19 protein-coding genes and 3 pseudogenes are annotated in these 24,537 nt (G+C 58.9%); 11 read left to right on the top strand and 11 right to left on the bottom strand.

Annotated features, from left to right (window positions below):
• Nucleotides 1-132 precede the first annotated feature (132 nt).
• The 3 genes and pseudogenes from AC1Q7Q_RS32815 to AC1Q7Q_RS32805 all read left to right on the top strand — a co-directional run.
• Nucleotides 133-837, top strand: a complete 705-nt coding sequence (locus AC1Q7Q_RS32815) for a TetR/AcrR family transcriptional regulator (RefSeq protein WP_492372577.1) — start codon at nucleotides 133-135, stop codon at nucleotides 835-837.
• A 206-nt stretch (nucleotides 838-1,043) separates the two neighbouring features.
• On the top strand, nucleotides 1,044-1,583 hold the full coding sequence (locus tag AC1Q7Q_RS32810) for a YbaK/EbsC family protein (RefSeq protein ID WP_492372576.1): 540 nt from the start codon (nucleotides 1,044-1,046) through the stop codon (nucleotides 1,581-1,583).
• A gap of 48 nt (nucleotides 1,584-1,631) precedes the next feature.
• A pseudogene (locus AC1Q7Q_RS32805) lies at nucleotides 1,632-2,303 on the top strand (ISKra4-like element ISBusp5 family transposase); the annotation flags it as partial.
• Nucleotides 2,304-2,867: 564 nt separating this feature from the next.
• On the opposite strand, the gene proC reads toward AC1Q7Q_RS32805, so the two are convergent.
• A complete protein-coding gene (gene proC, locus AC1Q7Q_RS32800) occupies nucleotides 2,868-3,686 on the bottom strand; it encodes a pyrroline-5-carboxylate reductase (protein ID WP_492372575.1) in 819 nt (272 codons plus the stop codon).
• A 208-nt stretch (nucleotides 3,687-3,894) separates the two neighbouring features.
• On the opposite strand from proC, the gene AC1Q7Q_RS32795 reads away from it, so the two are divergent.
• Nucleotides 3,895-4,659: an IclR family transcriptional regulator gene (locus tag AC1Q7Q_RS32795; RefSeq protein WP_492372620.1), complete on the top strand. Its 765-nt coding sequence runs from the start codon at nucleotides 3,895-3,897 to the stop codon at nucleotides 4,657-4,659.
• 61 nt (nucleotides 4,660-4,720) lie between these two features.
• Here AC1Q7Q_RS32795 and dapA read toward each other — a convergent pair whose 3' ends face one another.
• The 5 genes from dapA to AC1Q7Q_RS32770 form a co-directional block, all read right to left on the bottom strand.
• Nucleotides 4,721-5,623, bottom strand: coding sequence for a 4-hydroxy-tetrahydrodipicolinate synthase (gene dapA / locus AC1Q7Q_RS32790; protein ID WP_492372574.1), 903 nt, complete (start codon nucleotides 5,621-5,623; stop codon nucleotides 4,721-4,723).
• A 66-nt stretch (nucleotides 5,624-5,689) separates the two neighbouring features.
• Nucleotides 5,690-7,474 carry an ABC transporter permease subunit gene (locus tag AC1Q7Q_RS32785; protein ID WP_492372619.1) on the bottom strand — a complete coding sequence of 595 codons (1,785 nt, stop codon included), beginning with the start codon at nucleotides 7,472-7,474 and terminating at the stop codon, nucleotides 5,690-5,692.
• 18 nt (nucleotides 7,475-7,492) lie between these two features.
• Nucleotides 7,493-8,593 carry an ABC transporter ATP-binding protein gene (locus AC1Q7Q_RS32780; RefSeq protein WP_492372573.1) on the bottom strand — a complete coding sequence of 367 codons (1,101 nt, stop codon included), beginning with the start codon at nucleotides 8,591-8,593 and terminating at the stop codon, nucleotides 7,493-7,495.
• Between the two features lie 44 nt (nucleotides 8,594-8,637).
• Nucleotides 8,638-9,726: an ABC transporter substrate-binding protein gene (locus AC1Q7Q_RS32775; protein WP_492372572.1), complete on the bottom strand. Its 1,089-nt coding sequence runs from the start codon at nucleotides 9,724-9,726 to the stop codon at nucleotides 8,638-8,640.
• A gap of 69 nt (nucleotides 9,727-9,795) precedes the next feature.
• Nucleotides 9,796-11,208, bottom strand: coding sequence for an FAD-binding oxidoreductase (locus AC1Q7Q_RS32770; RefSeq protein WP_492372618.1), 1,413 nt, complete (start codon nucleotides 11,206-11,208; stop codon nucleotides 9,796-9,798).
• Between the two features lie 354 nt (nucleotides 11,209-11,562).
• Between AC1Q7Q_RS32770 and AC1Q7Q_RS32765 the strand changes: the two are divergent.
• Nucleotides 11,563-12,405, top strand: a pseudogene (locus AC1Q7Q_RS32765) (aldehyde dehydrogenase family protein); the annotation flags it as partial.
• A 179-nt stretch (nucleotides 12,406-12,584) separates the two neighbouring features.
• On the opposite strand, the pseudogene AC1Q7Q_RS32760 reads toward AC1Q7Q_RS32765, so the two are convergent.
• From AC1Q7Q_RS32760 to AC1Q7Q_RS32740, 5 genes and pseudogenes are all read right to left on the bottom strand, one after another.
• A pseudogene (locus AC1Q7Q_RS32760) lies at nucleotides 12,585-13,321 on the bottom strand (IclR family transcriptional regulator).
• Nucleotides 13,322-13,678: 357 nt separating this feature from the next.
• A complete protein-coding gene (locus AC1Q7Q_RS32755) occupies nucleotides 13,679-13,867 on the bottom strand; it encodes an H-NS family nucleoid-associated regulatory protein (protein ID WP_492372571.1) in 189 nt (62 codons plus the stop codon).
• Between the two features lie 314 nt (nucleotides 13,868-14,181).
• A complete protein-coding gene (locus AC1Q7Q_RS32750; RefSeq protein WP_492372570.1) occupies nucleotides 14,182-14,391 on the bottom strand; it encodes a hypothetical protein in 210 nt (69 codons plus the stop codon).
• A gap of 318 nt (nucleotides 14,392-14,709) precedes the next feature.
• Complete coding sequence (locus tag AC1Q7Q_RS32745) at nucleotides 14,710-15,258, bottom strand: HAD domain-containing protein (protein ID WP_492372569.1); 549 nt, start codon at nucleotides 15,256-15,258, stop codon at nucleotides 14,710-14,712.
• 289 nt (nucleotides 15,259-15,547) lie between these two features.
• Nucleotides 15,548-15,820 carry a DUF6471 domain-containing protein gene (locus AC1Q7Q_RS32740; protein ID WP_492372568.1) on the bottom strand — a complete coding sequence of 91 codons (273 nt, stop codon included), beginning with the start codon at nucleotides 15,818-15,820 and terminating at the stop codon, nucleotides 15,548-15,550.
• A 421-nt stretch (nucleotides 15,821-16,241) separates the two neighbouring features.
• On the opposite strand from AC1Q7Q_RS32740, the gene AC1Q7Q_RS32735 reads away from it, so the two are divergent.
• The 6 genes from AC1Q7Q_RS32735 (at nucleotide 16,242) to AC1Q7Q_RS32710 (ending at nucleotide 24,446) form a co-directional block, all read left to right on the top strand.
• Nucleotides 16,242-16,769, top strand: a complete 528-nt coding sequence (locus tag AC1Q7Q_RS32735) for an HAD domain-containing protein (RefSeq protein ID WP_492372567.1) — start codon at nucleotides 16,242-16,244, stop codon at nucleotides 16,767-16,769.
• Between the two features lie 754 nt (nucleotides 16,770-17,523).
• Complete coding sequence (locus AC1Q7Q_RS32730) at nucleotides 17,524-18,357, top strand: TnsA endonuclease N-terminal domain-containing protein (RefSeq protein ID WP_492372566.1); 834 nt, start codon at nucleotides 17,524-17,526, stop codon at nucleotides 18,355-18,357.
• A complete protein-coding gene (locus AC1Q7Q_RS32725) occupies nucleotides 18,358-20,535 on the top strand; it encodes a TnsB C-terminal domain-containing protein (RefSeq protein ID WP_492372565.1) in 2,178 nt (725 codons plus the stop codon).
• A complete protein-coding gene (locus AC1Q7Q_RS32720) occupies nucleotides 20,525-22,186 on the top strand; it encodes an AAA family ATPase (RefSeq protein WP_492372564.1) in 1,662 nt (553 codons plus the stop codon). Before AC1Q7Q_RS32725 ends, AC1Q7Q_RS32720 begins: the two co-directional genes overlap by 11 nt.
• An 18-nt stretch (nucleotides 22,187-22,204) precedes the next feature.
• Complete coding sequence (locus AC1Q7Q_RS32715; RefSeq protein ID WP_492372563.1) at nucleotides 22,205-23,101, top strand: TniQ family protein; 897 nt, start codon at nucleotides 22,205-22,207, stop codon at nucleotides 23,099-23,101.
• Nucleotides 23,102-23,255: 154 nt separating this feature from the next.
• Nucleotides 23,256-24,446, top strand: coding sequence for a hypothetical protein (locus AC1Q7Q_RS32710; RefSeq protein ID WP_492372562.1), 1,191 nt, complete (start codon nucleotides 23,256-23,258; stop codon nucleotides 24,444-24,446).
• The last annotated feature ends 91 nt before the right edge of the window (nucleotides 24,447-24,537 follow it).

Below are 24,537 nucleotides of genomic sequence, written 5' to 3'. Positions count from 1 at the left end.
TTGTCTCCGTAGTTGTTATGCGGCCAACCTCCGGGCATTGGTCCATCCGCTGTCATCGACGAACTCGACGAAAGCAACGGACATCCCCGTCGCCCAGATACTCGCTCGCAGCCATCGGGATGTCAACAAAAAATGAAAGTATTTTCATTTTTTTGTGAACGCTTGCCTCTGCGCACCGAGACGGCATACACTCCGGCGATGCCCAAGCCAGAACCGAAAGCCGCTCCCAATGGCGCCCCCACACCATCCAAGCGCGAGCAGAACCGTGAACGGACACGCGACGCCTTGATGGAGGCGGCTGCCGTCATCATTGCCGAAAGTGGCTTTTCAGCCGCTACCCTCACCCGCATCACTGAACACGCGGGCATCGCACTCGGCACGTTCTATAACTACTTTGAGAGCACGGATGCCTTGTTCACCGAGTTGGTTGTCGGGTACGGACAACAGCTTCGTGACTCGGTCCGCGCCTCGCTACCGGCGGATGCAGATTTCTTCGCACGCGAAGAGGCGGCGTTCCGTGCGTGGTTCCGGTTTCTTCGTCGCCACCCGTTCTTTCTCAAAGTGCTGAACGAAGCCGAGATCTTCTGCCCCGCTGCGTTCGAGGCGTACTTCCAAGCGATCACACGGGGCTACCGCAAGGTCTTGGCCAAAGCCGCGGAGAGTGGGGAGCTTCGAAAGTTGGACGAGACTGAGATTGAAGCCATTGCCCTCATGCTGATGGCCCAGCGTACTTTCTATGGCTTGCGCCTGCAGAAGGCGATAGACAGGCGCGGCAACATAGACGACCGCATAGTGGCCATCTATCTGGACGTGCTTCGCAGGGTCTTGCTGGACTAGACCTATCCCTAACTCACCGGGACCTCATCGCATGGGGTCCTGGTTTGCCTGCCCATGTCTGGAATCGCCGGCCAGCCATGCAAGTCGGCGGTTGGCGAAGCAATGGACCTGGCCACATGCCACGGACAAAGACGTGGCCTTGCCGAAGCACCCTTCCAAGGGCCTCCTCGGCAACAAACCTTCCCTAAGCGAACAGGTTACTTCCCATGCTCCCATCTGATTTTGCACACCTTTTCCAATTTAACGTTATTCCAAAGGGTCACTACAGCGATCACTTGCCTTCCCGTATTACCTCACAGGTACAAGATCTGGACATTGTCGTATTCGGTGTATCCGACGACGATTCCGACACTATTCAATTCAGCACCCGTTATGGGTTCAGCCTTGAGGATTGTGCGAATACAATTGTATTGCGTTATAAAAAAGATGGCTCCGAATGCCACGCTGCGATCGTAACACTTGGATCAAGACGCTTAGACGTCAATGGTGCCGTCAAGAATTATCTTGGCGCGAAGCGGCTATCCTTTGCGAAACAAGAAGTAGCGGTGGAGATGACGGGGATGGAGTTTGGAGGAATTACTGCGTTCGGCTTGCCAACCGACATGGCTATCCTGATCGATGCGGCAGTAATGGAGCGGCCGTACGTTGTCATGGGGGCTGGGGTACGAAAGACAAAGCTTCTGCTCAATCCTGCCCTCCTGAATACGCTTCCGCTTGCGAGCGTCGCACCTTTGACGTTTCCATAGCAATGTGAGATCCGGGGCATTCGGATCGTCGGAGCCGCTGTCCTGGCGTGGGCTTCGGCCATGCCGCGAACCAAGCGACTGCAGGTAGAGATGACGAGATTCTTGAAGGACAGCGGCTACGGCGATCCGAACGAAGTCTGCGTGCTGACCGATGGAGCACTGGATCTCGTCGGCGTTGCGGCTGACCTTCCATTCGACAGCGAACGGGTGCTCGACTGGGCGCACATCGGGCGAATGTTGCGGTACGTCGATCAAGCGATCGCGCCTCTTGCATATGGGCGGCTCACGGCCAACAGAACTCCTTTTGAGCTTTGGGATCTGTTCGTCCGCTTCCGCAGCCTCGTCTGGACCGGAGAAACGGCGCACTGGCAGAAGCTCGGTGACCGGCTGTATCGGCTGCTTGAGCTGCGCGAGAAGCGTGATCCAAGCTCGAGCCATTAAGCCAAGTATGCGCGCTACAGGCTCATGAATGTCCTCACTTACGTCGAAAATAATCTTGAGTCGCTGATCAACTACCGCACATGGCAGCGCGTGGGCCAGCGAATCTCAACCGGCTTCGTCGAATCGTCGATCAATCGGATCGTCGGCCGTCGAATGTGCACGATCCAACACATGCGCTGGAGTCGCGTGGGAGCATACAGCGTCGCGCAAGTGCGCGTTGCACTCTTAAACCACGAACTCGGCGATCTCGCTCGGCGGCAGTTTCCATGGATAGGATAGCGGCGACGTGTCGTGACCATGGCAAAGAACATCCTAGGTTTTTTTTCATGGCCTCCCTCTACACCAACCGCGAACTCTCCCGCAGTTCGCACAGAGTCTCGGCCATCTCGTTTGCAATCAGCGTAGATCCTTCATCTCGGCGGTAGGTCGGAACCCCCATGCTCGGCCTTCGCGTCGGCACGTTTGGATGGCCAGACCGCCCCGTCGGATGACGCATCCCAAGTATCTGAGGCGACGCAAGTTTGCCTCAGATGTCTGGAACTCGGCTACCGCGACGGCTCGATGGACTCCATGTACCAAAGATGGGTTCCTTGGGTTTCAATTAATTGCTATATAATTATAATAATTGAAAATTATTTGTTGCGGCGCTGTGTAGCTAAGGCGGCTCAATTGCTGAAGTTCGAGACATCTGCTCCAACTGGCATCCAGGCTGCGTAACTTATGGGCATCCATCCACTGCCGCCCCTTGCAGGACGGTCCCGCGAATCGGCGCTTGGCAGCCATGGCACCGCGCAAGCCGGATCCAGTGCTACTGGCCAGCATGGACCGGGGGATGGCGCCGGGCTAGTTGGCAAGCTCCCCCAGTTCAACGCTGCGGCGCGCTGCGGCCTGGATCGCTTCGACGAACGCCGCCTTCAGGTTGTTGTTATCCATGGCGTCAATTCCCGCGGCCGTGGTGCCGCCGGGCGAGGTCACCCTCTGGCGCAGCGTAGTGACGGCCTCGCTGCTGCCCCGCGCCAGCGCCGAGGCGCCGAGAAAGGTCTGGCGCGCGAGCTGGGCGCCCTGCCAGGCGGGCAGCCCCAGTTTCTCCGCAGCCTGCTCCATGGCCTCGATAAAGTAGAAGACATAGGCCGGACCACTGCCGGACAGTGCGGTGATGGCGTCCAACTGTTCTTCACGCTCCACCCATGTCACCTCTCCGACAGCACCGGCAATGGTATCCGCGATCTTCCGGTCAGCTGACGACAGCGTCTCGGCCGATGCCATCCCGGTGATCCCCTGGCCGATGAGCGCCGGGGTGTTGGGCATCGCGCGCACCAGGCGCGGGCAGCCGCCAAGCCAGCTTGCCAGCACCTCCAGCCTGATACCGGCTGCCACGCTGAACACCAGCGAATCGCCAAGGCATTCGCGTAAGGATTCACAGACATCGCGCAAGACCTGTGGCTTGACGGCAAGGACCACGACGTCGGCATCTTTCAGCGTCCGATCCGCGGCGGGCAGCGCATGGAGACCGTACTCCCTGGCCAGGCGCTCCCGAATGCCGTCGGCAGGATCGACGACAGTGATATTCCTTGCGTCAGCGCCGTTGGCGAGCACCCCGGCGATGATGGCACTGGCCATATTACCGCCACCGACGAAAACTATCTTGAGCTTGTTCAGCATTTCATCTCCAATCACGTTTGCATCACGCAAGCGAATAACAATCCCCACTGCGTGTGCCATGGCATTTGCCCTGCCGCGCGCGTGAGCACGTAACACGACAGGATCGACAGTGGAACCAAAATCAAATCGCGCCCGCAAGCAAGCCGCCACGAGGAATGGAAACCCGCTTGCGGAAGAAGCCAAACAGCCGGATCCAACCGAGTCCGCGCTGTTTGTTGGCTCGACGGCCAAGACCTTCCGCGTCCTGCACGCGTTCGATGGTCCGATCCGTCATATGACGCTGGCTGACATCGCAAAGGCCGCGCAACTCGACCGCAGCGCGACGCAGCGCATCGTCTACACGCTCGAAACGCTAGGCTACCTGCGCCGGATCGCGGAAACCAAGACCTATGGCCTCACACCGAAGCTGCTGCAGTTCTCCTTCAATTACGTACGCGCTAACGAGCTGATAGACAAGGCATTGCCTTACCTGCAGGACATCAACCGCACCGTGGGCGAGACCACCAATCTGCAGGAGCTTGACGGCCACGAGATCGTGTTCGTCGCACGCTTCCTGAGCCGGCATCTGGTCAATATGGATATTGCCGTCGGCAGCCGTTTGCCCGCGTTCTGCACCTCGTCCGGTACCGCGATTCTGTCGCGCCTGCCTGAGGACGAGTGCGAAGCGATCCTCACCGCTGTCGAGCGCGTCGCCATTACGCCGTACACGGAGGTTCATCTCGGGAAACTGCGCCGACGCATCCAGCATGCGGCGGAGAAGGGCTATGCGATCATCTCCAACGAGACGGTGATGGGCGATATTTCCGTGGCGGCGCCCATCCTCGATCACCGCGGCCGTCCCGTTGCCGCTATCAATATCTCAGTGCCGACCTCCCGCTGGACACCCGACAAGGTCGAGGCCGAACTTGCCAAGTACGTGCAGGTGGCCGCCACCTCGGTTTCCAAATCCAAATTCACGGAATACGGGCGGTAATCCGTTCTATGCGCGGCGACGCGCCCGAGCCACTCGGCTGGGCCGCCGCCTTCGCGCTGCTTTAAGCGTACTCGTATGCCTTCAGCAGGCGCTCGAACTGTTCGCGCAAGCGCGTGCTGGTCTGCGCCGCGGCCGGCAACAGCGGCTCCAGCAACTCGGGCGCATCGACCCCGATCGCTTGCAGCACGGATTTCATCGGACCCGGATTGGTTTCAGCAAACACCAGATCGATAAACGGCATCAACTGGCGGTGCATCAACAGGGCTTCCTGCAGGTTCCCGCCACGCACGAGATCCATGATGCGGCGCCAGGTCTTCGGCAGCATGGTAGCCGTGCTCAGCACCCCGCCGCGAGCACCAGCGGACACGTGCAACGGGAACAGGGTGTCTTCGCCGCTCAGCAGAGAGAAGCTCTCGTCGATCCCCGCCACCGTCTTCAGAAAGTGATAGAGGTCCGGGTTGCAGTCCTTCATGCCGATGATCCGTTCATGCCGCGACAGTTCGTGGATGACCGTGGGATCGATGGCGATCCGGGTACGGTAGGGAATCTCATAGAGCATGACCGGCAGCGGCGACTCGTCGGCGAACCGCATGTAGTAATCGCGGATGCCTTGCTGCGTGGGATTCGTGTAGTACGGCGTCACGACCATGACCGCATCCACGCCAGCGGCGGCGAAGTCGCGGGTAGCGTCCAGCCCATCGCGCAGGCCCGGGGTCAGCACGCCCGCGATCACCGGCATTCTGCCGGCAATATGGGTGGCCGTCACTTCCGCCATCCGTACCCGCTCAAATTGCGACAGCGAACCGAATTCACCCGTTCCACCTAGCGGTACCACGCCGTTCGCGCCTTGCCGGATCAGGTAGTCGAGCAGGGCCCGGGTGGCGCCCTCATCGATGGACCCGTCGTGCTGGACAGGCGTGGGAATGGCGGCAAAAATGCCTTGCACTTGCTTGGAATCAATCATCGTCTTGTCGGAGAGGTGCCGCACTGGCGGCTGGTTATTCAGTAAGATTTAATAAGGATGGAGGCTTCAGCGGTCCGCGCTGCGCCGGCGCAGCCAGTCCGCTGCCATGATCACCACGGCAATGAAGACGAACAGCAGGCTCGACACCGCGGCGATCGTGGGCGACACGCTCAGGATCACTTCGTCCCAGAACTGCTTGGGCAAGGTCGAATCCAGGCCGCCGGTCACGAACAGCGCGATGGTCAGTTCATCGAACGACGTCACGAAGGCAAACAGGAACGAAGACAGCAGGCCCGCCCCGAGGATCGGGAACGTGACGTAGCGCATCGTCTGCCAGGGGCGCGCGCCGAGGCTCTGCGCAGCCTGGTCCAGGCGGGTGTCGTAGTTCTTCAGCACGGCCATCATGGTCATCACCACATAGGGGATTGCCACGACGGTATGGCCGAGGATCAGGCCAGCAGCGGAGCCAACGAGGTTGAGCTTGGAGAAGAAGTAGAAGATGCCGACCGCCGTGATCATCCGGGGCACGATGATGGGCAGCAGGATGAAGGCCAGCAGCGCAGCCTTCCACCGGATGTTCGAGCGCACCAGCAGGAACGCGGTGGGCGTGCCGATCAGCATGGCGAGGAATCCCGTGCCCACCCCGACGATCAGCGAGCGCACCGTGGCTTGCATCCAGGTGGGAGATTCCCACACCTCGCTGTACCACTGCAGCGAGAACCCGCGGGGCGGCCAGTCAAGGCCGCTGCCGCCCGTGAACGAAATCGGGATCATCAGCAGCGCCGGCAAGGTCAGGAAGGCGAGAATCAGGATCACGACCACCCACAGCAGCTTGCCGCCGCCCTCATCCACACTTGCCGCCGTGCGGGCACGGCGCGGCAGCAAACGCCCCAGCCCGTCCGACAGCGTGGCCAGCACGCCCAGCAACTGGTAACCGGCGCGCCGCAACGGGCCGCGGGTGCCAGAACTGCGGCCCGCCGGCGCGGAGCCGCTGCCGGCCAGGGTCGACAAGCCAACCAGCTTGTCATAGACGAAGAACACGATCAGCGCGGCGACCAGCAGCAGCATCGAGATGGCACCGGCAAAGCCCCAGTTCATGGTTTGCTGGACCTGGTCGATGATGAGCTGCGTGATCATGGTTTCGCGGCGGCCGCCCAGCAGGGCGGGCGTGATGAAGAAGCCAAGCGACGTCACGAAGACCATGATGCCCGCTGCCGCCACGCCGGGCATGGACAGCGGAAAGTAGATCAGCCAGAACGCCGTGCCAGGGCGCGCACCCAGGGTCAGCGCGGCGCGCGGCAGGCGCCGGTCGATGTTCTCCATCACGGAGATCATCGTCAGGATGGCCAGCGGCATCATGGCGTGCACCATCCCGACCATCACGGCCCCGAAGTTGTAGAGCAGGTCGGCAGGCGCGTCCGTCACGCCGGCGGCTTTCAGCAGTTGGTTGAGCACGCCGTTGCGGCCCAGCAGGACGATCCAGGAGAACATGCGGACCAGGAAGCTGGTCCAGAACGGCAACAGGATCCAGAACAGCAGCGAGCTCTTCGCCCGGGCGCCCGCGGCCGACGTCAGGTAAGCCACCGGATAGGCGCCGACGATTGCCAGCAAGGTGGTCCAGCCGGCAATCTTCAGGGTGATCCACAGCACGTCCAGATAGACGGACGAATGGAACAGCCGCGCGTACAGCTCGAGGGAAAGACGGCCGTCCACCGACACGCTCATCCAGATCAGTTGCCCGACCGGAAACACCAGCATGACCAGCAGGAACAGGATAGTGGGCGCGCCGAGCAGGAAATCGCGGTGCCAGGTAGGCCGGCGCTTGGCAGCCGGCGTCGCGGCCGCGCTCATGACTTGAGTGACCATGGCTTACTCCGGGATCGCAACGGCATCTTCGGCCTGCCAGCTCAGGGTGAGCGTGTCGCCGGGAAGGTGGCGGCCAAGGCCGCCGCGGGTCAGCTCAGCCACCACCAGTGGCTGCTCTCCCGGCAAGACCAGGTAGGACTTGGTCACGCCGCCCGTCACGACGATATCCGTCAGGCGCGCCGACAACGTATTGGCCTCGCCCTGCGTGCCGCCGACATGCAGGTTCTGCGGACGGATCATCACCTTGGCCCGTTCTCCCGGGCGGAAGGCTGCGCCATTGGCCAGCACCTTGCCGCGTGAGGGCAGCCCCTCGAAGCTGACGTCCAGCAGGCTGCCGTTCACCGCATCGACGGTAGCCGGCAGCAGGTTGGACTCGCCAAGGAAATCCGCCACGAAGGTGGTGTGGGGACGAAAGTAAAGATCTGCCGGGCTGCCGAGTTGCTCGATCTTGCCGCCATTCATCAGGCAGATGCGATCAGACATCGTCATTGCCTCTTCCTGGTCGTGCGTCACGTACACGATGGTGGTGCCGAGCTCGCGGTGGATGCGCTTGATCTCAAGCTGCATCTGGTCCCGCAGCTTCTTGTCGAGCGCGCCCAACGGCTCGTCCATCAGGATGATCGAAGGACGGTAGACCATGCAGCGCGCCAGCGCGATCCGCTGTTGCTGGCCGCCCGAGAGTTCCTTGGGCAGGCGATGCGCCACGTGCGGCAGGTGCACGAGATCGAGCACGCGGCTGACCTCCTGCTCCGCCTGCCGTGCCGGCATCTTGCGCATCTTCAGCGGAAATCCGATGTTCTCCGCGATCGTCATGTGCGGGAACAGCGCGTAGTTCTGGAACACCATGCCGATGTCCCGCTCATAGGGCGCGCCAAAGGTCACGTCGGCACCGTTGATGCGGATGCTGCCGCCATCCGGCTGCGACAAGCCGGCAATCAGGCTCAGCAGCGTGGTCTTGCCGGAGCCCGACGGGCCCAGCAGGGTCAGGAATTCACCTTCCGGGACCGAGAGGTCCGTGGGCGCGAGCGCGATGAAATCGCCGTAGCGTTTGGATAGCTGCTTGGTTTGCAGTTTCTGTGTCTTTGTCTGTATCACTTGTGGCATCGCGCCCACCTTTTCTTGATATTGCCGAGGTCAATGCGTGCGCTTCACTTCAGGATCCAGGCATTGAATCTTTCGAGCACGGGTTCCTGGTTCTTGACCCAGTACTTGGCATCGATCTTCACGCCACGCCTAATGTTGTCGGGATACGTAGGCAGCGTCACGGCATGCTTGGCATCGATGTACTTGAATGCATCCGGATGGGTGACGCCAGCAGCCAGGTATTGCGTAAGCTGCGCCTGGCGCTTCGGGTCCGAAGCGAATTTGATGAACTCGCGGCAGGCGGCCGCGTTGGGCGATCCCTTCAGGATGGTCCAGCTGTCGACGCCCCACAGGTGCTGGTCCCAGCAGATCCCGACGGGTGCGCCAGCATCCATCGCGGCCTGGGCGCGCGAGATCCAGGTAGCGACCATATCCACTTCGCCGGACTTGAGCATCTGCTCGACCTGCGCGCCACCGCTCCACCACACTGCGACGCTGGACTTCACCTTGTCAAGGCTGCGCAGCGCGCGATCCACGTCGCAGGGATATACCGACGCATTCGCCACACCGTCCGCCATCAGTGCTTCCTCGATCGTGTCGAAGGGATGCTTGCGCAGCGAGCGGCGGCCGGGGAAGTCCTGCACGTTCCACATGTCCTTCCACTGCGTAGGCGCCTTGCGACCCTTGAACGCCTCGGTACGGTAGGCCAGAACGGTGGTGTACACGTTGGTGCCAACACCGTACGGCGACATGTACTGCGCAGGGATGCCAGCCACCACCGGATCGGCGCCCAGCCCGTGTTTCTCCAGGTACTCCTTGCCATCGCTGGTCAGGACCTCGATCGCAGGCTGGCTGATGGATGCCATGTCCCAGCTGTAGTTTTTGGCGTCCACCATGGTTCGGATCTGGGCGGTGGGCTCCGCGTTGGAGGGAACGCCGACGACCTGGATGCCGGTTGCCTTGGTGAACGGTTTGTAGAACACCTCTCCGTACGCCTTGGCAAACACGCCGCCTGAGTCGCGAACCACGATGCGCTGGGAGGCCGCCTTGGCGGATGCCCAGATCGCCGGCATGGCGAGTGCGGCGGTGCCGGCGCTCAGCAACTTAAAGGCATCACGGCGCGAAGGATTGCTCGGCTTGTCGGCGTTGCTCATGGCAGTACTCCTACTGGGGCGGGGGTCGTAAAGGAAAAAAATAGGGAAACCGTTCTGCGCCGGGGGAACTCAGGGAATCAGCTTGCCCGGGTTGAACAGGCCTTGCGGATCGAAGGTGCGCTTGATCGCGCGCATCATGTCGAGTTCGATGTCGCTCTTGTAGTGGCTCATTTCGTCCAGCAAGGTCCGGCCCACGCCGTGCTCCGCGCTGAAGGTACCGTTCAATCCGGCCGCGACGTCGTGCCCGGCGCGGCGCACCGCGGCGGCGGTTTTCGCCTGGTCAGGCAGCGCCTGCCAGGTGTCAAAGCAGAAGAGCGGGATGAAATGAGTATTGCCATCGCCGAGATGGCCTACCACCACAACACGGGCATCGAAGCCGTCTTCGATCGCGCGGGTGGCCTGGTCAATGAAAGCAGGCACCATCGACACCGGCACGGCGGTATCCAGGGTCAGGCCGATGCCGGCCTTCTTGTTGCCCTCCGACACGCTATGCCGCAGCTTCCACATCGCCTCACGCTGCGCGGAGTTGGCGGCGACTGCCGCATCGGCGATCAGGCCGAGCTCCATGCCCTTTTCCAGGGTGGCCTCGAGCGTGTCCTGCAACCGTTTGTCATCGCAGGTATCGCTGAGCTCCACGAGCAGGTGCCAGGGGTGCGCGCCTGCGAGCGGTGCCTGCTGCCCTGGCACATGCTCCAGCACGATGTCCAACTGGTTGGCGTTCATCAGTTCGAAGGCCGAGAGCTGTGCACCGCAAGCGGCCTGGAACATGCCCAGCAGGTTCAGGGCCGCATCCACGTCGACCGGCGCAACCCAGGACATTGCGTGCGCGCTCGGCAACGGGTGCAGCTTCAGCGTGGCCGCCGTGACGATACCCAGCGTGCCTTCGGCGCCAATGAACATCTGCTTGAGGTCAAACCCAGTATTGTCCTTGCGCAGAGTACGCAGGCCGCGCCAGACACGTCCGTCCGGCAATACGACTTCCAAGCCGAGTATGTTCTCGCGGGTGTTGCCATAGCGCAGGACGCCAGTGCCGCCGGCATTGGTGGCGATGTTGCCGCCGATCTGACAGGAACCTTCCGCGCCCAGGCTGATCGGGAAGAAGCGGCCCGCCTCGATGGCGGCGGCCTGGATGTCCGCGAGCACGCAGCCGGCCTCCACCTCCATCGAGTTGTCCGCTGGATCGATGCGCACAATGCGGCGCATACGCGAGAGATTGACGATGACACAGTCGCCTTCTCCATACGGCACTGCGCCACCGCTCAGGCTGGTATTGCCACCTTGAGGCAGGACCGCCACGCCGGCGGCAACACAGGCCTTGACGAGTTCGGAAACCTGTTCGGCGTTGCGCGGGAGCGCCACACAAAGCGCCTTACCGGTGTAGCGGCCGCGCCAGTCGCTGACATAGCCTGCAAGATCGTCGCTCCCGGTAAGCAGCCCTGTCGCTCCGACGATATTGGACAAGGTATCCAGCAACAATTTCATCATAAACATCCCGGTTGACTATCCACCCGCGACAGGCGGGTCGGTAGTCAGAGAATAATTCGTCAATGTGCGAATCGCAATCTATTCGATTGCATAGAGATTAAATAAGGGTTATTACCTAAACAGGCACGATCATGCACCAGCGTCTGCAAACACTGGCGCCGTCGTGGTGCACGGTGGGGTATCAAATGTGGTGCGTGGTATTGAGCATGTCATTGCTCAACCTCTTTCCGTACCCGGCTTGCCGGGCTCGAGGTTGCCAGACAGGCCATTGAGCTTCCTATCATGCTTGTCTGCGATGAGGTGCGGGCTCCAAGCGGTTGGATCAGTCAAAGGATCTTCTTCAAGAGCGCCTTCACCGGTTCCACCGCCGTGTTCGACAAGCTATGGGCGGAAGTGGGCAGCAATACTTCGCGCTATCGCAGCTATCCACGCCTGGTCGGCGAGACCGGCGGCAAGGACTTCGTGCTGGCCCACCGCTCCGCTGATGTCGAAACGCTGGCGGTGGCGCTGCTGCGCGGCGCCTTCGAATACCAGGGCCAGAAGTGCAGCGCGGCGTCGCGCGCCTATGTTCCTGCATCCCTATGGCCGGCGCTCAAGGCCCGGCTGTTGGCTTTGGTCGATACCATCCGTATGGGCGATGTCGCGGACTTCTCCAACTTCATGGGCGCGGTAATCGACCGCCGCGCCTTCGATCGCATCAACACGCACCTGCAACGCGCCGCCGTCGATGCATCGGTGAAGGTGATCGCCGGCGGCAAGGCCGACGACAGCGTCGGTTACTTTGTCCAGCCAACCATCCTCGAAGTGTCCGACCCGCGCCACACACTGATGGAAACCGAGCTCTTCGGCCCGGTGCTGTCGGTCTATGTCTATCCCGACCACAAGTGGACCGAGGTGCTCGAGTTGATCGACAGCACCAGTCCATATGCACTGACTGGCGCCGTGTTCGCAAGCGAACGGGCCGCTATCGTCCAGGCCTCTGGGGCGCTGCGCTTCGCGGCGGGCAACTTCTACATCAATGACAAGCCGACCGGCGCCGTGGTCGGGCAGCAGCCTTTCGGCGGCGCCCGCCGCAGCGGCACCAACGACAAGGCAGGCTCAGCGCTTAACCTGCTGCGCTGGGTGTCGCCCCGCACCGTCAAGGAGACCTTCGTGCCGCCACTGGATTACCAGTATCCACATATGGCGGCATAACCTGGACGCCAGCGATCGTAATAGAAGTCTTGCCGAACGCCGAGCGCTACTACATCGATACCGCCAATCTGCGCCTGATAGGGCGAATGGAGAGCCCTGACTGGCACATTTACACCCATGAGCGATTTAAGCTGCGGCTGCAACCTAAGGACTAACAAGCTCTATCGATACGTAGCTGCTTAACCGGAAGGCTCGCAAGAACAGAGGGGGCAGCCGCCCTGCCAGCCACATGGTTGAGGGTACCAGGTAGACGGCCTGGGCGGCTGCGCGCGCATTCCGGAAATCGCGTACGAAAGCTCGCGTCCCGCATTCCACATCGGCTCGACATGCTCGCCCAGTCTTTCGCGCGTCAGTCGGCTGATGGGACCGGAAGTGCAAAGCGCGCCGGCGAGGACCCAGTTGATCCCGAAGAGTGGCACTGCGACGCTCGACACCTCCGGCTCGCGTTCTCCCATGGAAATGAAGTAGCCGTCCTTGCGGATCGACTCATAGGGCTCGCCTGGCTCGCCGGCAAATGTCAGAAGCACACGACCGGGCGCCCCGGTAAGCGGCAGCCGCTCACCAACGCGGACGTGATGCCTGACCGCGCCTAGCCCCTCGGTCCGCACCAGGCAGGCGCGCGCATCCCCCTCCCGAACATAGAACGCGGCACTCTCCCGGGTCTCGAATGAGGCCCGCCTCAAGGATGGGTTCGACCGTGTCGCTGACCCGGAAGGCGGATTGATAGCGTGCGCCCAGCCGCCATTCACCGCCGTCTTCGCGCCACACGAAGTACTCGGATTGAGCGAGCGTGCGTGCGCGCAGTGCGCAGCACGGTCGACTTCCCCATACCCCGGCGGCTGAGTTCGGCCAGCGACAGCGGCGAGTCGTCGGCGCAGAACGCCTCGAGGATATGCAGCGCGCGGGTGACGGCGATGACGGTGTCCTTGTCCGCGCCTTTGCTTGGCGAAACTCTTTCGACCGGCGAAGCCGCGTGGCAATACACGGTGCGCTACGCGCATCGTCAGCGGCGCCGCGCGTAGCGCGGCGCACTCCCCAAAATAATGGATCTCCGTAAGGCGAAAGCTAATCTAGGGGTTGGGTGAAGCGAAGCGAAACTTGAACTCTTTTAGCAGAGGAGCTAAATCCTTTTATATTTTTCGGCCTATAGCCGTTGAGTTTTCGTCAGCCAATAACAATTTGTTACAAATACTCTACATACGACCGGAGAAATTCACCCTTGGTACTTTTTGGATACATTATGCGGTTCGCAAATACCTTGATACCGAGGACCCTATTTCACTCGGAAATGCTCGACAGTCTGCCCTGCATTCACCGCCCTCTGTAGCCAATCTGGCAGTTCGCCCTGACCGTCCCAAACACGACCATCCGCACTCCGGTAACGCACTGCCTGCGGTTTGGTGGCATCCTCAAAGCATCCAGCGCGCACAAGGTCGTCGAAGGAAATGCTGTTTCGGACCATCTGCATTCGGACCCACAGTATTGCCGCTTGCTTGTCCGCAGACTCTCTGCTGCCAGACACAAATAAACGTTCTGCCTCCAACGGCTCCGAGTTTGTGCCCCGACTGGAGCGCCGGAATACTTCCTTAGGTACTGACTGAATTGCTCGCATGAAACCAAATGATAGCGGATTTTGTCCGCAAGATAATACTGGAAAGAACGGCTAGCTAGAGCGCAGGGGAGATTCAAGACAACAAGCCGAACCCAATATGGGGACAGTTTTCAGCCGCGAAGACGCCTTTGAAGGCAAAGAGCTCTGCTGGCAGCAAGCTCGCGCTAATGACCACCACGCCCGTCCCGCTGCATAGCCTTGATAAAAACATGGCCATTTATTGTAATTGGAGCGCGAATTTCTACCGGTGAGACTCGCTCGCGCGTTGCGAGTTCCCGTTCGAGCAAGGCATTGAAATCGGCGGCATCGAGTTCGACTAGATCGATAGCATTCTTCACCAGCATCAGGGTCGCTAGTTCATGCGGACTCAGCATCAGTGTCTCCTATGCGTAGGCACTACATTTGCTGTCACTTGCTCTTTCCTACCAATGGCGCACGCTGCCGCTACCGGCGCGCAGCAAGATCTTCTTGGAAGGAATGATAGGCGATAGAACCGGACCAGCAGATTATCATGCCAGCCTTCGTTCGATAGAGGATTAATGCATCCGGTATTTCCCTAAGAGCGCCTCCAGCCTGAGACTTACCGCAGTTGAGAGCAAGCCGCAAACGTGGAACCAAACAGAAAGGCTCGCACAAAAAAATTCGCCTTTAGAACTCTGGTTCCTAAAGCATCGCCGCCTCTCCCGCTATTGTTAGCAGTCACGACGAGAAGTTCTCTCTGCAACCAATGCTTCCATCCGCCGGTTTTGGTCGCACATCTCGAACAGACGAACTCGAAGGTTTTCCTGCACCGAGACATCGGACAGCCCCAACCGAGGATCGCACGCGACGAAATGCCCTGGACCTAATTCCGCCGCGCGATGAATGTCGGCGTCATCGTCAACGACGAGCCATTGCTTTCTGCCAGTCAGCTTGACATGGCGAAGAATGGCTTCCAGTTGGGGCAGCAAAATAGTTCGTCGGCCAAATTTATGAGGGTGGACACTTCCTACCACACGCTCCCCTAACTCAGGCGGCAGATAAGAGGCCGCCCGTTTGCAGCCAACCACCCAGGACCACTTTGTCGTCAACACAATCTCAACAGTGGGATATGCCGCTAGCAAGTCAACCAGAAATGGCGCATATGCAAACAGTTCCGGGCCGTGCGGAAGCTTGCCGGTTAGGCTGACTGAAACTCCCGCGGGATGGCAGACGCCATCAAAGTCCAGGTAAAGCGCGGGTCGAAAAATGAGTGAGGACATGACACATTCCCTCCTTCCGAAATGTGCTGCATTGCACACTGGCATGAAGTCGGGACAACGTGATGTTCCGGCGCGATGCTCGTGCGTCGCTTAATCCACACGCCAGGGTAGCCAGGCTCAACTCGACGTCGACATGCTCGACCTGAACTGGCCTGCCGACTGGCGTTGCGGAACTGTAGCGCCTAATTCCAGATGGGGAGCGCAGCCAGCCTCGGCTGCCTTCAGCTTAGATCGGAAGTCGACTTTGTCAACAGAAATCTGTCGTATACGACAGATTTCTCGCGCGAACTCATTCGACGTTGCTCGGAGATTGGATGGTTATCCGATGCTTATCAAGAGCGTGCATACATTGCACTAGGAATGTCAGCGGGAACGTGCCACGCGACAATTTGCTAGCAATCGAGGATTCCGTCTCTTCCACTCCGACCGCTTTGAGACGATCCACAAGCAAAGCATAAGTCACTCCTTCTCGAGCGAGGAGGCCCTTTATTATGAGGCGAGCTTCACCGGGCCAGTCGACCTGCTCGACTGGCCGCGGCGGATGGACTGTGTCAGTTGCCACGCTGGCTAGTTTAAATTTGGGTGCGTGCTGATTTTAACGCGCTAGAGCACTTTAGAGGCACCCGACGTTGCAACTCACATCTTAAGCTTGCGCCGATCCTCGAAGCTCTCGACTGCGCCCGGATTCACGGCAGCACGCGCGAACTATGACGATACCGCTTGCCAGAACACGACTCACCTCTAGGGATGGTGTTCAAGTGCGACACGTGTCGCACTTGAACACCATCCCTAGCACTCCCCCTATCGAAACACCGACCCGATTGAAACGCCAGCGTTATTGGCAGTGCCTCCGCACGTCTACCGTAAAGCCGGGTGGGTTGCCGGTATCCCCGTCAGGGATACCAGCAACCCACCCTAAAAAGCGCCCGCATTTTGGTGTCGTCCGCGTGCACCGGGATGAGCTCTATTTACGGAGAACACCGATGGAATCGTCATCGCATATCCACGTCTTCCTAAACATCGAGGGAGTCGTTTGCCCGCAAGGATCCGGCCTGGCGATTCGCAAGGAAACCGGGCGCGAAGAACTAAGACGCCTGTGGACTTGGGCTAGACCACTTGAGGAGCTGGGCGAAGCGTTCGACTTACGACTCGTGTTACGTAGTTCGTGGACACTACAAGTGCCGCTTGAGCAGATTGCACTGTGCATGTCTGACGAGCTCAGGGGCCGGTTGGCCGGCTTTACCGACCCTATCGCCGAAATTCGGTTCTCAGGCGCCCGCATGATTGCTACACCGTATGAGGTCATCGCGAGGTTCTGTGAGCAAAATGGCGTCCGCTACTGGTGCGCTTTAGATGACCGTGCAGAGGAGTGGCCCGGCCACGAGGAGTGGCGGTTGATTTGCCCGGACCCAACAGTCGGTCTGAGCGCCCCCAACACCGTCCAGTCGCTGAGAGCCGCACTGTGCTGGCTTGTGCTAGCCCGTGATTTTATTGATAAGCCGCGAGCCTAACAGCGCTTTCCTTGCCGACCATCCGTATTCCGCCCCCCCCACTCCGACGGTATGGTGCTCGGCCGACGCCGCTTCGCTTATTCGCACATGGGAGAATCATCATGCCGATTTGGCCTGCTAGACCACTAGAAGCCCAACCAACCGTTTGGCTGGAACGCTGGCGAGTACTCGAAACAGATATCGGGACTCGGCATTTCACCGGACACAGCATCGAAGACGACGTAGGCCGCGTAAGCTCCCCGATCACGTCATTCGACGCTGATACGCGAAGTGGTACCACTCGCAGTGGCAGGCAGTATCACCTTTTAGGGTCACCGGGGCACGATATCGAAGCGGAAGCCGTTTGGAACCAATGGTCATCCCTCTGTGGAATTTCCGCAACAAGCGACGTGACTGAGGAATACTACGCACGCATCCATAAAAAGGCCTGAATGAGGTGCCGTTCGCTGAAGCATGGACCCATTGACTCCTCGCCCTGATCGGCGAAGCGACAAAAAAAATCTGCCTAAATAGATTTACCGCCCTCTCAAGGACCGTGTTTAGGCAGTCCTGCGTATAACTTCCATACCTATATCAAAGTGTCGGCACGCATCCTCGATAGTCATGGACCGGGTAGTTGCGCAACCTTCAATCACCGATTGGAGAAATATAACAACCCCAGAACCTATCCATCGATCCGCTTGCCGAGACACTATCCGATTAACATCATTCGCTGTTGATAGAACTGTGCGAATGTCACCGCTGGGGCAAGAACATGGCACGCGGGCCACAAATTTGGACTGAAGAACTCATCGAACGCCGTCAACTGGAAGGGCGCGGCAAGGGCGTCAAGGAGCAGTATGTTCCCTGGATTGACTACAACGACTTTTCCCCAAAATCTAACATACATCGGTTTACCGGCGCGTACATAAATCGACCGCATCTCCTGCTTTCTGATCTTGAGTTCAATGCATTCACTCTCGCAGAATGGTGCCTGAAGTACAGCGACATCAGAGAGCAGATGCCTTTGGAGCGGAGCCTCACCACCGATATTGCCGAAGCTCTTGGCATCACACATTCCACCTATCCCGGGACGCGCATACCAGTCGTCATGACAACGGACATTCTGCTAACTGACGCGACAAATGAGTCTCGGCAAATCGCATTGAACGTCAAATGTCCAAGCGACCTCCAAGACGAACGAAAGGTAGCTTTGCTAGAGATTCAGCGCTACTACTACGATGCCATGGGAATCCCCCATCTCCTATACGTAGAGACAGAGGCCGGACGCCTCATGGCGCAGACTATCCAATGGGCACGAGCCGCTCTGCCGGATCCCGCAGAGCCGAAAAAGGAGCCATACCCTGGCTGCAATGCGGAGCATATCTTGCGACTCGAGTCTGAACTCGCTGCCGCCAATTCCGATGTGTCGCTACTCGAGTACTGCAGACATTATGACCAAAAGAACAGGCTGACTGCCGATACCGCACTTGGTCTCGCTCGCACTCTGATCTTTACGCGTCGCCTCGATATTCCGATGGACTCCCGCGAGCCAGCGCTCACACCCCTATTCTCGGTATCGCGCCCCATGACCCAATTGGAGCCGTAATTGTTTGCCATCAATGACATTGTCGTAGGGCCAGCCGAGGAGCGATTTCGCGTCCTCCACGTCGATCATTCGCTGAATCTCGTCGAGGCCCCCGTTGCGTGGGTTTTCGACCTGGACGACAGGAACGCTCTCCCTGTAGCTCGTCCGCTGAGCAAGCTGATCGATGAGATTGCATCAAAAGAATACTCCGTACTACAGCCCGAAAACCATCAAGTCATGCCCAAGCGAAGCGACCGTGCAAGAAAGCGTGCCAAAGATGCGATGGACATGATTCGACCTCTGATTGTCTACCCGGATATCTTCGACCCTGCATGGCGTGGGCCACATGTTGCGCAAGAGGCCGAACGCCAAGGCTGCTCGCCGCAGACACTCATGAGTCATCTTCGTCGGTACTTCCGAGGTGGTCAAACAGGCCTGGCAATGCTGATGGACTTTCACCGATCAGGAATATCAACTATCAATGATTCAAAAGACGAGAATCAATATGTGGTGGGGAACACTAAAAGGCGCGGCAGCAAGACAGAGGAGTACTACACGTACCAGATGACCACCACGGACCACGAAAAAATCAAGCAGGTGGCTGAAACTTCTCTCAAGAAAAGTACAGCACACGCTGTCAATCAGATCATCATCAAACACTATTCATTTGCTGATGGCAACGGGAATTCATTTTCCAAACCGTTTGGCGAACGCCCTAGCAAGCGGCAAATTCGATATAGCATTGAGAAGCAGTTCTCTCTAGAAACCAGGCTGCGCAAGAAGCACGGCGATAATGCCTTCGAACTCGATATGGCGCCCACGCTTGCCTCCGCAGTTGAATCAGTCCGCGGGGTCGGCGAAGTCTACGAAATCGATGCAACCATCTTCGACTGTCAGCTTGTTGCCCGAGCTGATCGCGGCCGGACGATTGGCAAAGCAACTGGCTACCATATCATTGACCGTCGAAGTCAGCTTTGCCCCACGTTCTACATCACGCTGGAAACCGCGGCATGGAGTTCTGCTGTACTCGCGATATGTACCTTGGCGGAAAGCAAGCGCGAACTCTGTGAGCGCTACAAGGTTCCGTATGACCCGACGGACTGGCCGGCCGAAGGACTCCTACCCTCGAGCTTCGCTGCTGACCGCGGCGAAATGCTATGCCGAAATAGTGACAGTGTTCCGCTCCTCGGCATTCGAGTAACGAACAACCCGCCCCGCATGCCACGTCGCAAAGGGTTGGTGGAGGCGTCGTTTCACATCATCCCGCAGATAGTCAGCGAAGAAACGCCAGGCTACGAGGTACCCAGTGAATTTAGGAAACGTACGGGGAAGAAATATGGTCAAGATGCCACTTTGAACCTGGACGAGTTCATTCGTACGATGCTCATCGGGCAAATCTCATATAACCGGCGAGTCATGTTGGACTACCCCGCTCCAACGGAGATGCGGCTTGCCGGTACCCCAATAACGCCAATAAACGTGTGGAACTGGGAAATTGCGCAGGGTCGTGGCTTCGCACTCCGTCGGTTTCCTGAGGAGACCCTTCGCCTGCACCTCCTGCCAGTGGATGACGCAACTATCACCGGCTCCGGTATCGAGTTTCGCGGCCTAACTTATCGATGCGACGAACTCGAGTTCCGTGGAGCCTTTGTCGCAGCCGTCCGCAATAGCTCAACGCTGAAGGTATCGTATGACTCGCGCCTAGTAGACACTATCTACGTCCATGATCCTCGCGGGTCCGCAGGAGAGTTCCTGCTCGCACGCTTGTCTCGAGAGTGCGACAACTACCTCGGACTCTCGTTCCCTGAAGTCAAGGCGATTCAATCGACAAAACCAAAACAACGTCAGCAAAAGGAACAGACTGCTGCCGATTCAGCCGTCTTCCGCCATCAGCATCTAGACGCCATGTTTGAGAACGCAAAGGCCGAGACGAAGAAGGCGTCAGCCGGCAAGAGCCGAGCCTCCCGTCGTGCTGACATGGCTGACGACCGCAATGCCGAACTGCGTGCGCGCCGAAGCAAGAGTTCAGTTGCATCGCTCGAGAAGGAGTTTGGCCCACAGCCGGAGAGCCAAACAGTTCCGCCCGAGCAGCCCCGCCCGGCGGACAGCAGTGCCGCCGGAAAGCCCGCTGCCCCCCACCCGCTTTCCCTTGCAGCCAGACTAGCTGCGAAACGACAGGAGCTTCTGAATGGCAAATAATCATCTTGCAGTTGAGGCTGTTTACACGCCCCAACACAACCCTCGGTATCAAGGCAACGCTTTGATCGAGGCGCTGCCTCCGCTTCTGCCTGACGAGGCCATCGCTGACCTTCTGTCAGAGCTCCCGCGCTACAACGCGCCCGACAGGCTGCTACCGAGCGAGGAGCGGCTCGCACGTCTTGGTGCTCTGCCGAGCTTCTTTTTTGTTTTCGAGCGGCACATACATTTGTGCCGAACGCTGGACCTTTTCTTGCGGGAAGGCTATGCGGGCCGTCCGCCGCACTCGGCAGCGCACCTGGGCATACTGAAAGACCTGTACGAATCGGAGAAGACTCGACGGGGCCTTCCATCACCTCCGCAAAACGCTCGCTTGCTAACAAAGGCACTCTTCGGTGTGCCAGGAATCGGGAAATCGGTGAGCCTCATTCGCATGTTGCAGCGGTATCCGCGCGTGATTAAGCATACGAAACTGGGCATCACGCAAATCCCTTACATCATCGTGGAGACTCCTTATGATGGCGCGTCGGTACGTGCAGTGGGCGAAAGCTTGATTCTGGCAGTTGACCAGTTGGTGCCAGAAGCAGGCTACTATCAGCGCTACGTCATTGAAGGAAAGACCAATGCTGATACGTTGCTGAGCCGGGCGTCACGACTGCTAGCAATTCATCACTGCGGCCTCATTGTCTTCGAAGAGATTCAGAATCTGGCGAACGGTCGCCGCAAGACACCGCAACGCGGTGCCCGGGTTCCGCTGACTCCGAGCAAGGGTGATGCCTTAATGACACTGCTGGTGTCCGCCTCAAATGTTCTTCGCACACCGACGTTATTTTGCGGGACCATGAAAGCGAAGGCTATATTGCAATCCGACATGCGCAGCGCGCGCAGAGTCATCGGTCACGGAGCGACAGATTGGAGCGTGTTCAGCCGCGGCACGCGAGACTTCCCTTCGGAGTGGGACGACTTCATTACGAAGCTGTGGAGCTATCAATACGTATTCAACCCCAGCGAGCTCACAGATGCATGCAAGGATACCCTCTACTACTATAGCCAGGGCATACCGGACCTGGCGGTCAAGCTCTTCGTTTCTGCGCAGGCTCGGGCGATTGTCGACGCCTCTGAAATTGTTACCGCAGAGCTGCTTGCGCAAGTTGCCGCCGAGGAGTATGGCTTTATCGAGCCAATGCTAGATGCTATCCGTTCCGGCGATCCACTGCGGATTGCCGAGTGGGAGGATTTGACCGGAATGCTTCCCCCGGACCTGTCAGAAAAACTTGCCGTCGCCCGGATTCAGCATGGCAACCAAACCGCGAGTCTCCCCGCCTCGGCCCCCGGAACGCTTGACCGCTTGTCGATTGTTGCCCAAGTATTGGGAGCCGGTGAGGATGATGCCGTGAAACTCGTCAAGCAGGCCGTCGACGCCTCGCCAGGCAAGTCGCTCTCGGAAGTAACGGCTAAGCTTGCCAAGGACATGGGCCCCAAGGCTCAGGTCAAGCGGGCCGTACAGCGCAGGAAGATGACGGCAACGCATGCAGCGTACGCCCCGGAGGACTACCGCAGTATCCTCACGGCCGAGGGGAAGGGTGACGTCATCGAACGGCTGAATCAGATGCGCGCACTCGCAAGCGCTCAGGCACTGGTTGCCGGTCTTTAGCAACAACGGGGAGCGGCTGTGTTGTATTTACCTCGGCCGCTCCCCGGCGAACTGTGCAGCAGCGTGATAATCCGGGCCGCCAAGCATCTCGGGATGACCGTCCACGCTGTCACAGCGGCCCTTTCCGGCGGGAGAAAGCCTCTTCCGCCCTTCCTCTTTCCCTGCCTCATTGCGAGGATAGCTGACGCCACGGGCATCGACGCTGCCCAACTGTTGGGAGAAAACTCCCTCATTCCATACCTGACCGCTCCCCTTTCATCGTCGCATGCGTCGGCCATCTCTCAACTCTGCTTGGAACCGCAATTTGATGGCAGACACAACCTGCCGACCAGCGCGTATCTTCAACTTCCAGGCGTTGCGGAGCGCAGATTCTGCAGACAATGCATAAGGCAGGACTGCGCCGATCGAGGGGAGAGCTACTGGCACCGGGAGCATCACTTGCCGGCAGTATGCATTTGCGTCTGGCATCAGTGTCCCCTCACCCTTTCGAAACTGGTGTTGAGCGCCGCGGGAGCAACTGCCGGATTTCTTCCGTCAGATATCGACGGGTCTGACAAAAGTCCTGCAGCGGCATCAACGACGCCAACTTGGCTGACCTCAATATCCGCCCGTGCCGCTACCGGTGATACGTTTCTCCGTAGCTTCCCTTACGATCAGGCTGCCAGGCAACTTGGATACTCCTGGGATGACGCCCACTCGCGCGCCAAACTGCTCGGGAGGGCTCTCTCCGCCATGGCCTCAGATGTCGCTCGCATCCTCCCCCTGTCCAGTCTATCGAAGCCCTCATCGCCCATACCCGGCACGACCATGGTGGCCCCAACTTGGCCAACCCTCGTGTGGCTACTCACCTACCAACATCTGGCCACGACCATAGGTTCGCTAAAATTCGATTTAGGCAACGTGAAATCCAAATGACGATACCTAGACATAGGCTAGAGACGATGGCACCGTGGCACATACGGCGGCGCCCCCGCTGGCAGCGGTGTCTCGACCAAAGCTGCCTGGACAGCATCGATTGATGGGTTCCCCTTCCACGGCAGCCATAGACTGATAATTTGGAACGAAGCGGATGCATTGGCTACAAAGCGTCGAAGCAACAGATGACGGCAACTTTCTCGGAACATTCCTCGGCCTGGAGAAGGAGGTTCACAAGGCATACGTCGGCCTCTACAGCGAGCCAAACCAAGCGGTTGGAACACGTCGGAAAACCGTTTCCGCACGTCTCGACTTGACTACCTACGTGTATGTGTCGCCGCGAACCTTCTTTCCGGCGCTGACCATCGAGGAAGCAGGATCCTGCCGACATAGCGTGTTTCAGTTCTGGTCCGATGGCTTGAGTATTCTCGTGCCGGCAGTTTCGTTTATGAAGGCGTTTATGTCAGCGTCCTACAGACATCAACTCATCCTAAAGCCGCATGGACTCGATGAGTTTGGCTTTCTGGACGATGAAGGTACACCTTACGCGTTCGAAACCGGGAGTGGGTGTCAAAGTTCTCCGTCCGCCAGAGACCACGCCGTGTTGCAGTACCTAAGGGCATATCCGAGCGCAACCGCATTCTGGCGCAGCGTTTATACGAACCTCCGTGAGGGTTCCATAGACGTAAGCCTGCCTAAAGCCTCCATGGAGGTCGATGCTAGAGGACACTTAAGGAATACGCACTTTTGCGTAGAGTCTCTGCACATTCACAATGCCACGGCCTTAGAAGATGCCTTTCCTCGTTACAGACACTTGCCACCAGTCATTCACTTTAGCGATCCTCGCGGCGCGCGCGACCCGCGAAACCTCACATGTGCAGACATCTTAAGTGCGGCAAATCCGCCATCGGAGTCCTCGCGGAAGTCCGATCCCCAGCAAACGGGATCTCGGAAGAATTCTTCTGATGTAAAGCCATATGTTCGCCGGCGCAGGCCGCATATTCGACCGGCAGCGCGCATCCAAGGCGACACGCCCTTCGCATCTTTTGATAGTGAACGCCTCAGTCACCTCTTGCATGCAGACATCTTGCTGACAAACCTGGAGTGGGAGGAAGTCCACAAGCTCCTGGTGGCAGAAGGTGATGACCAGCTAGATCTGACGACGCTTCGTGCGTGTGTGGATTGCATCATCCACAGCAAAGCTACCGGAATTGGTTCTGACTCGTTCCTTTCGCCGCTGGATGCTAAGTTTGTTCACAAGAAATATCGCACCTGGCGACAATCTGGTGTCTGGACGGATGTCAGCAGGAAGCTTGTCCAGATGCGAGCGACCCTATCCGCCTGATGACAGTGGACACCTATGGGAGCATCAGCTCGCCTGCCTGACCGAAAACTATCGAAACCAAATATGCAATAGTTAAGTTATTCTTATTGAC

The sequence above is a fragment of the Cupriavidus sp. GW823-FHT07A04 genome, assembly GCF_058794615.1.
Note: the sequence above shows the minus strand (reverse complement) of the source record. Positions and strands in the feature narration are given on the sequence as shown.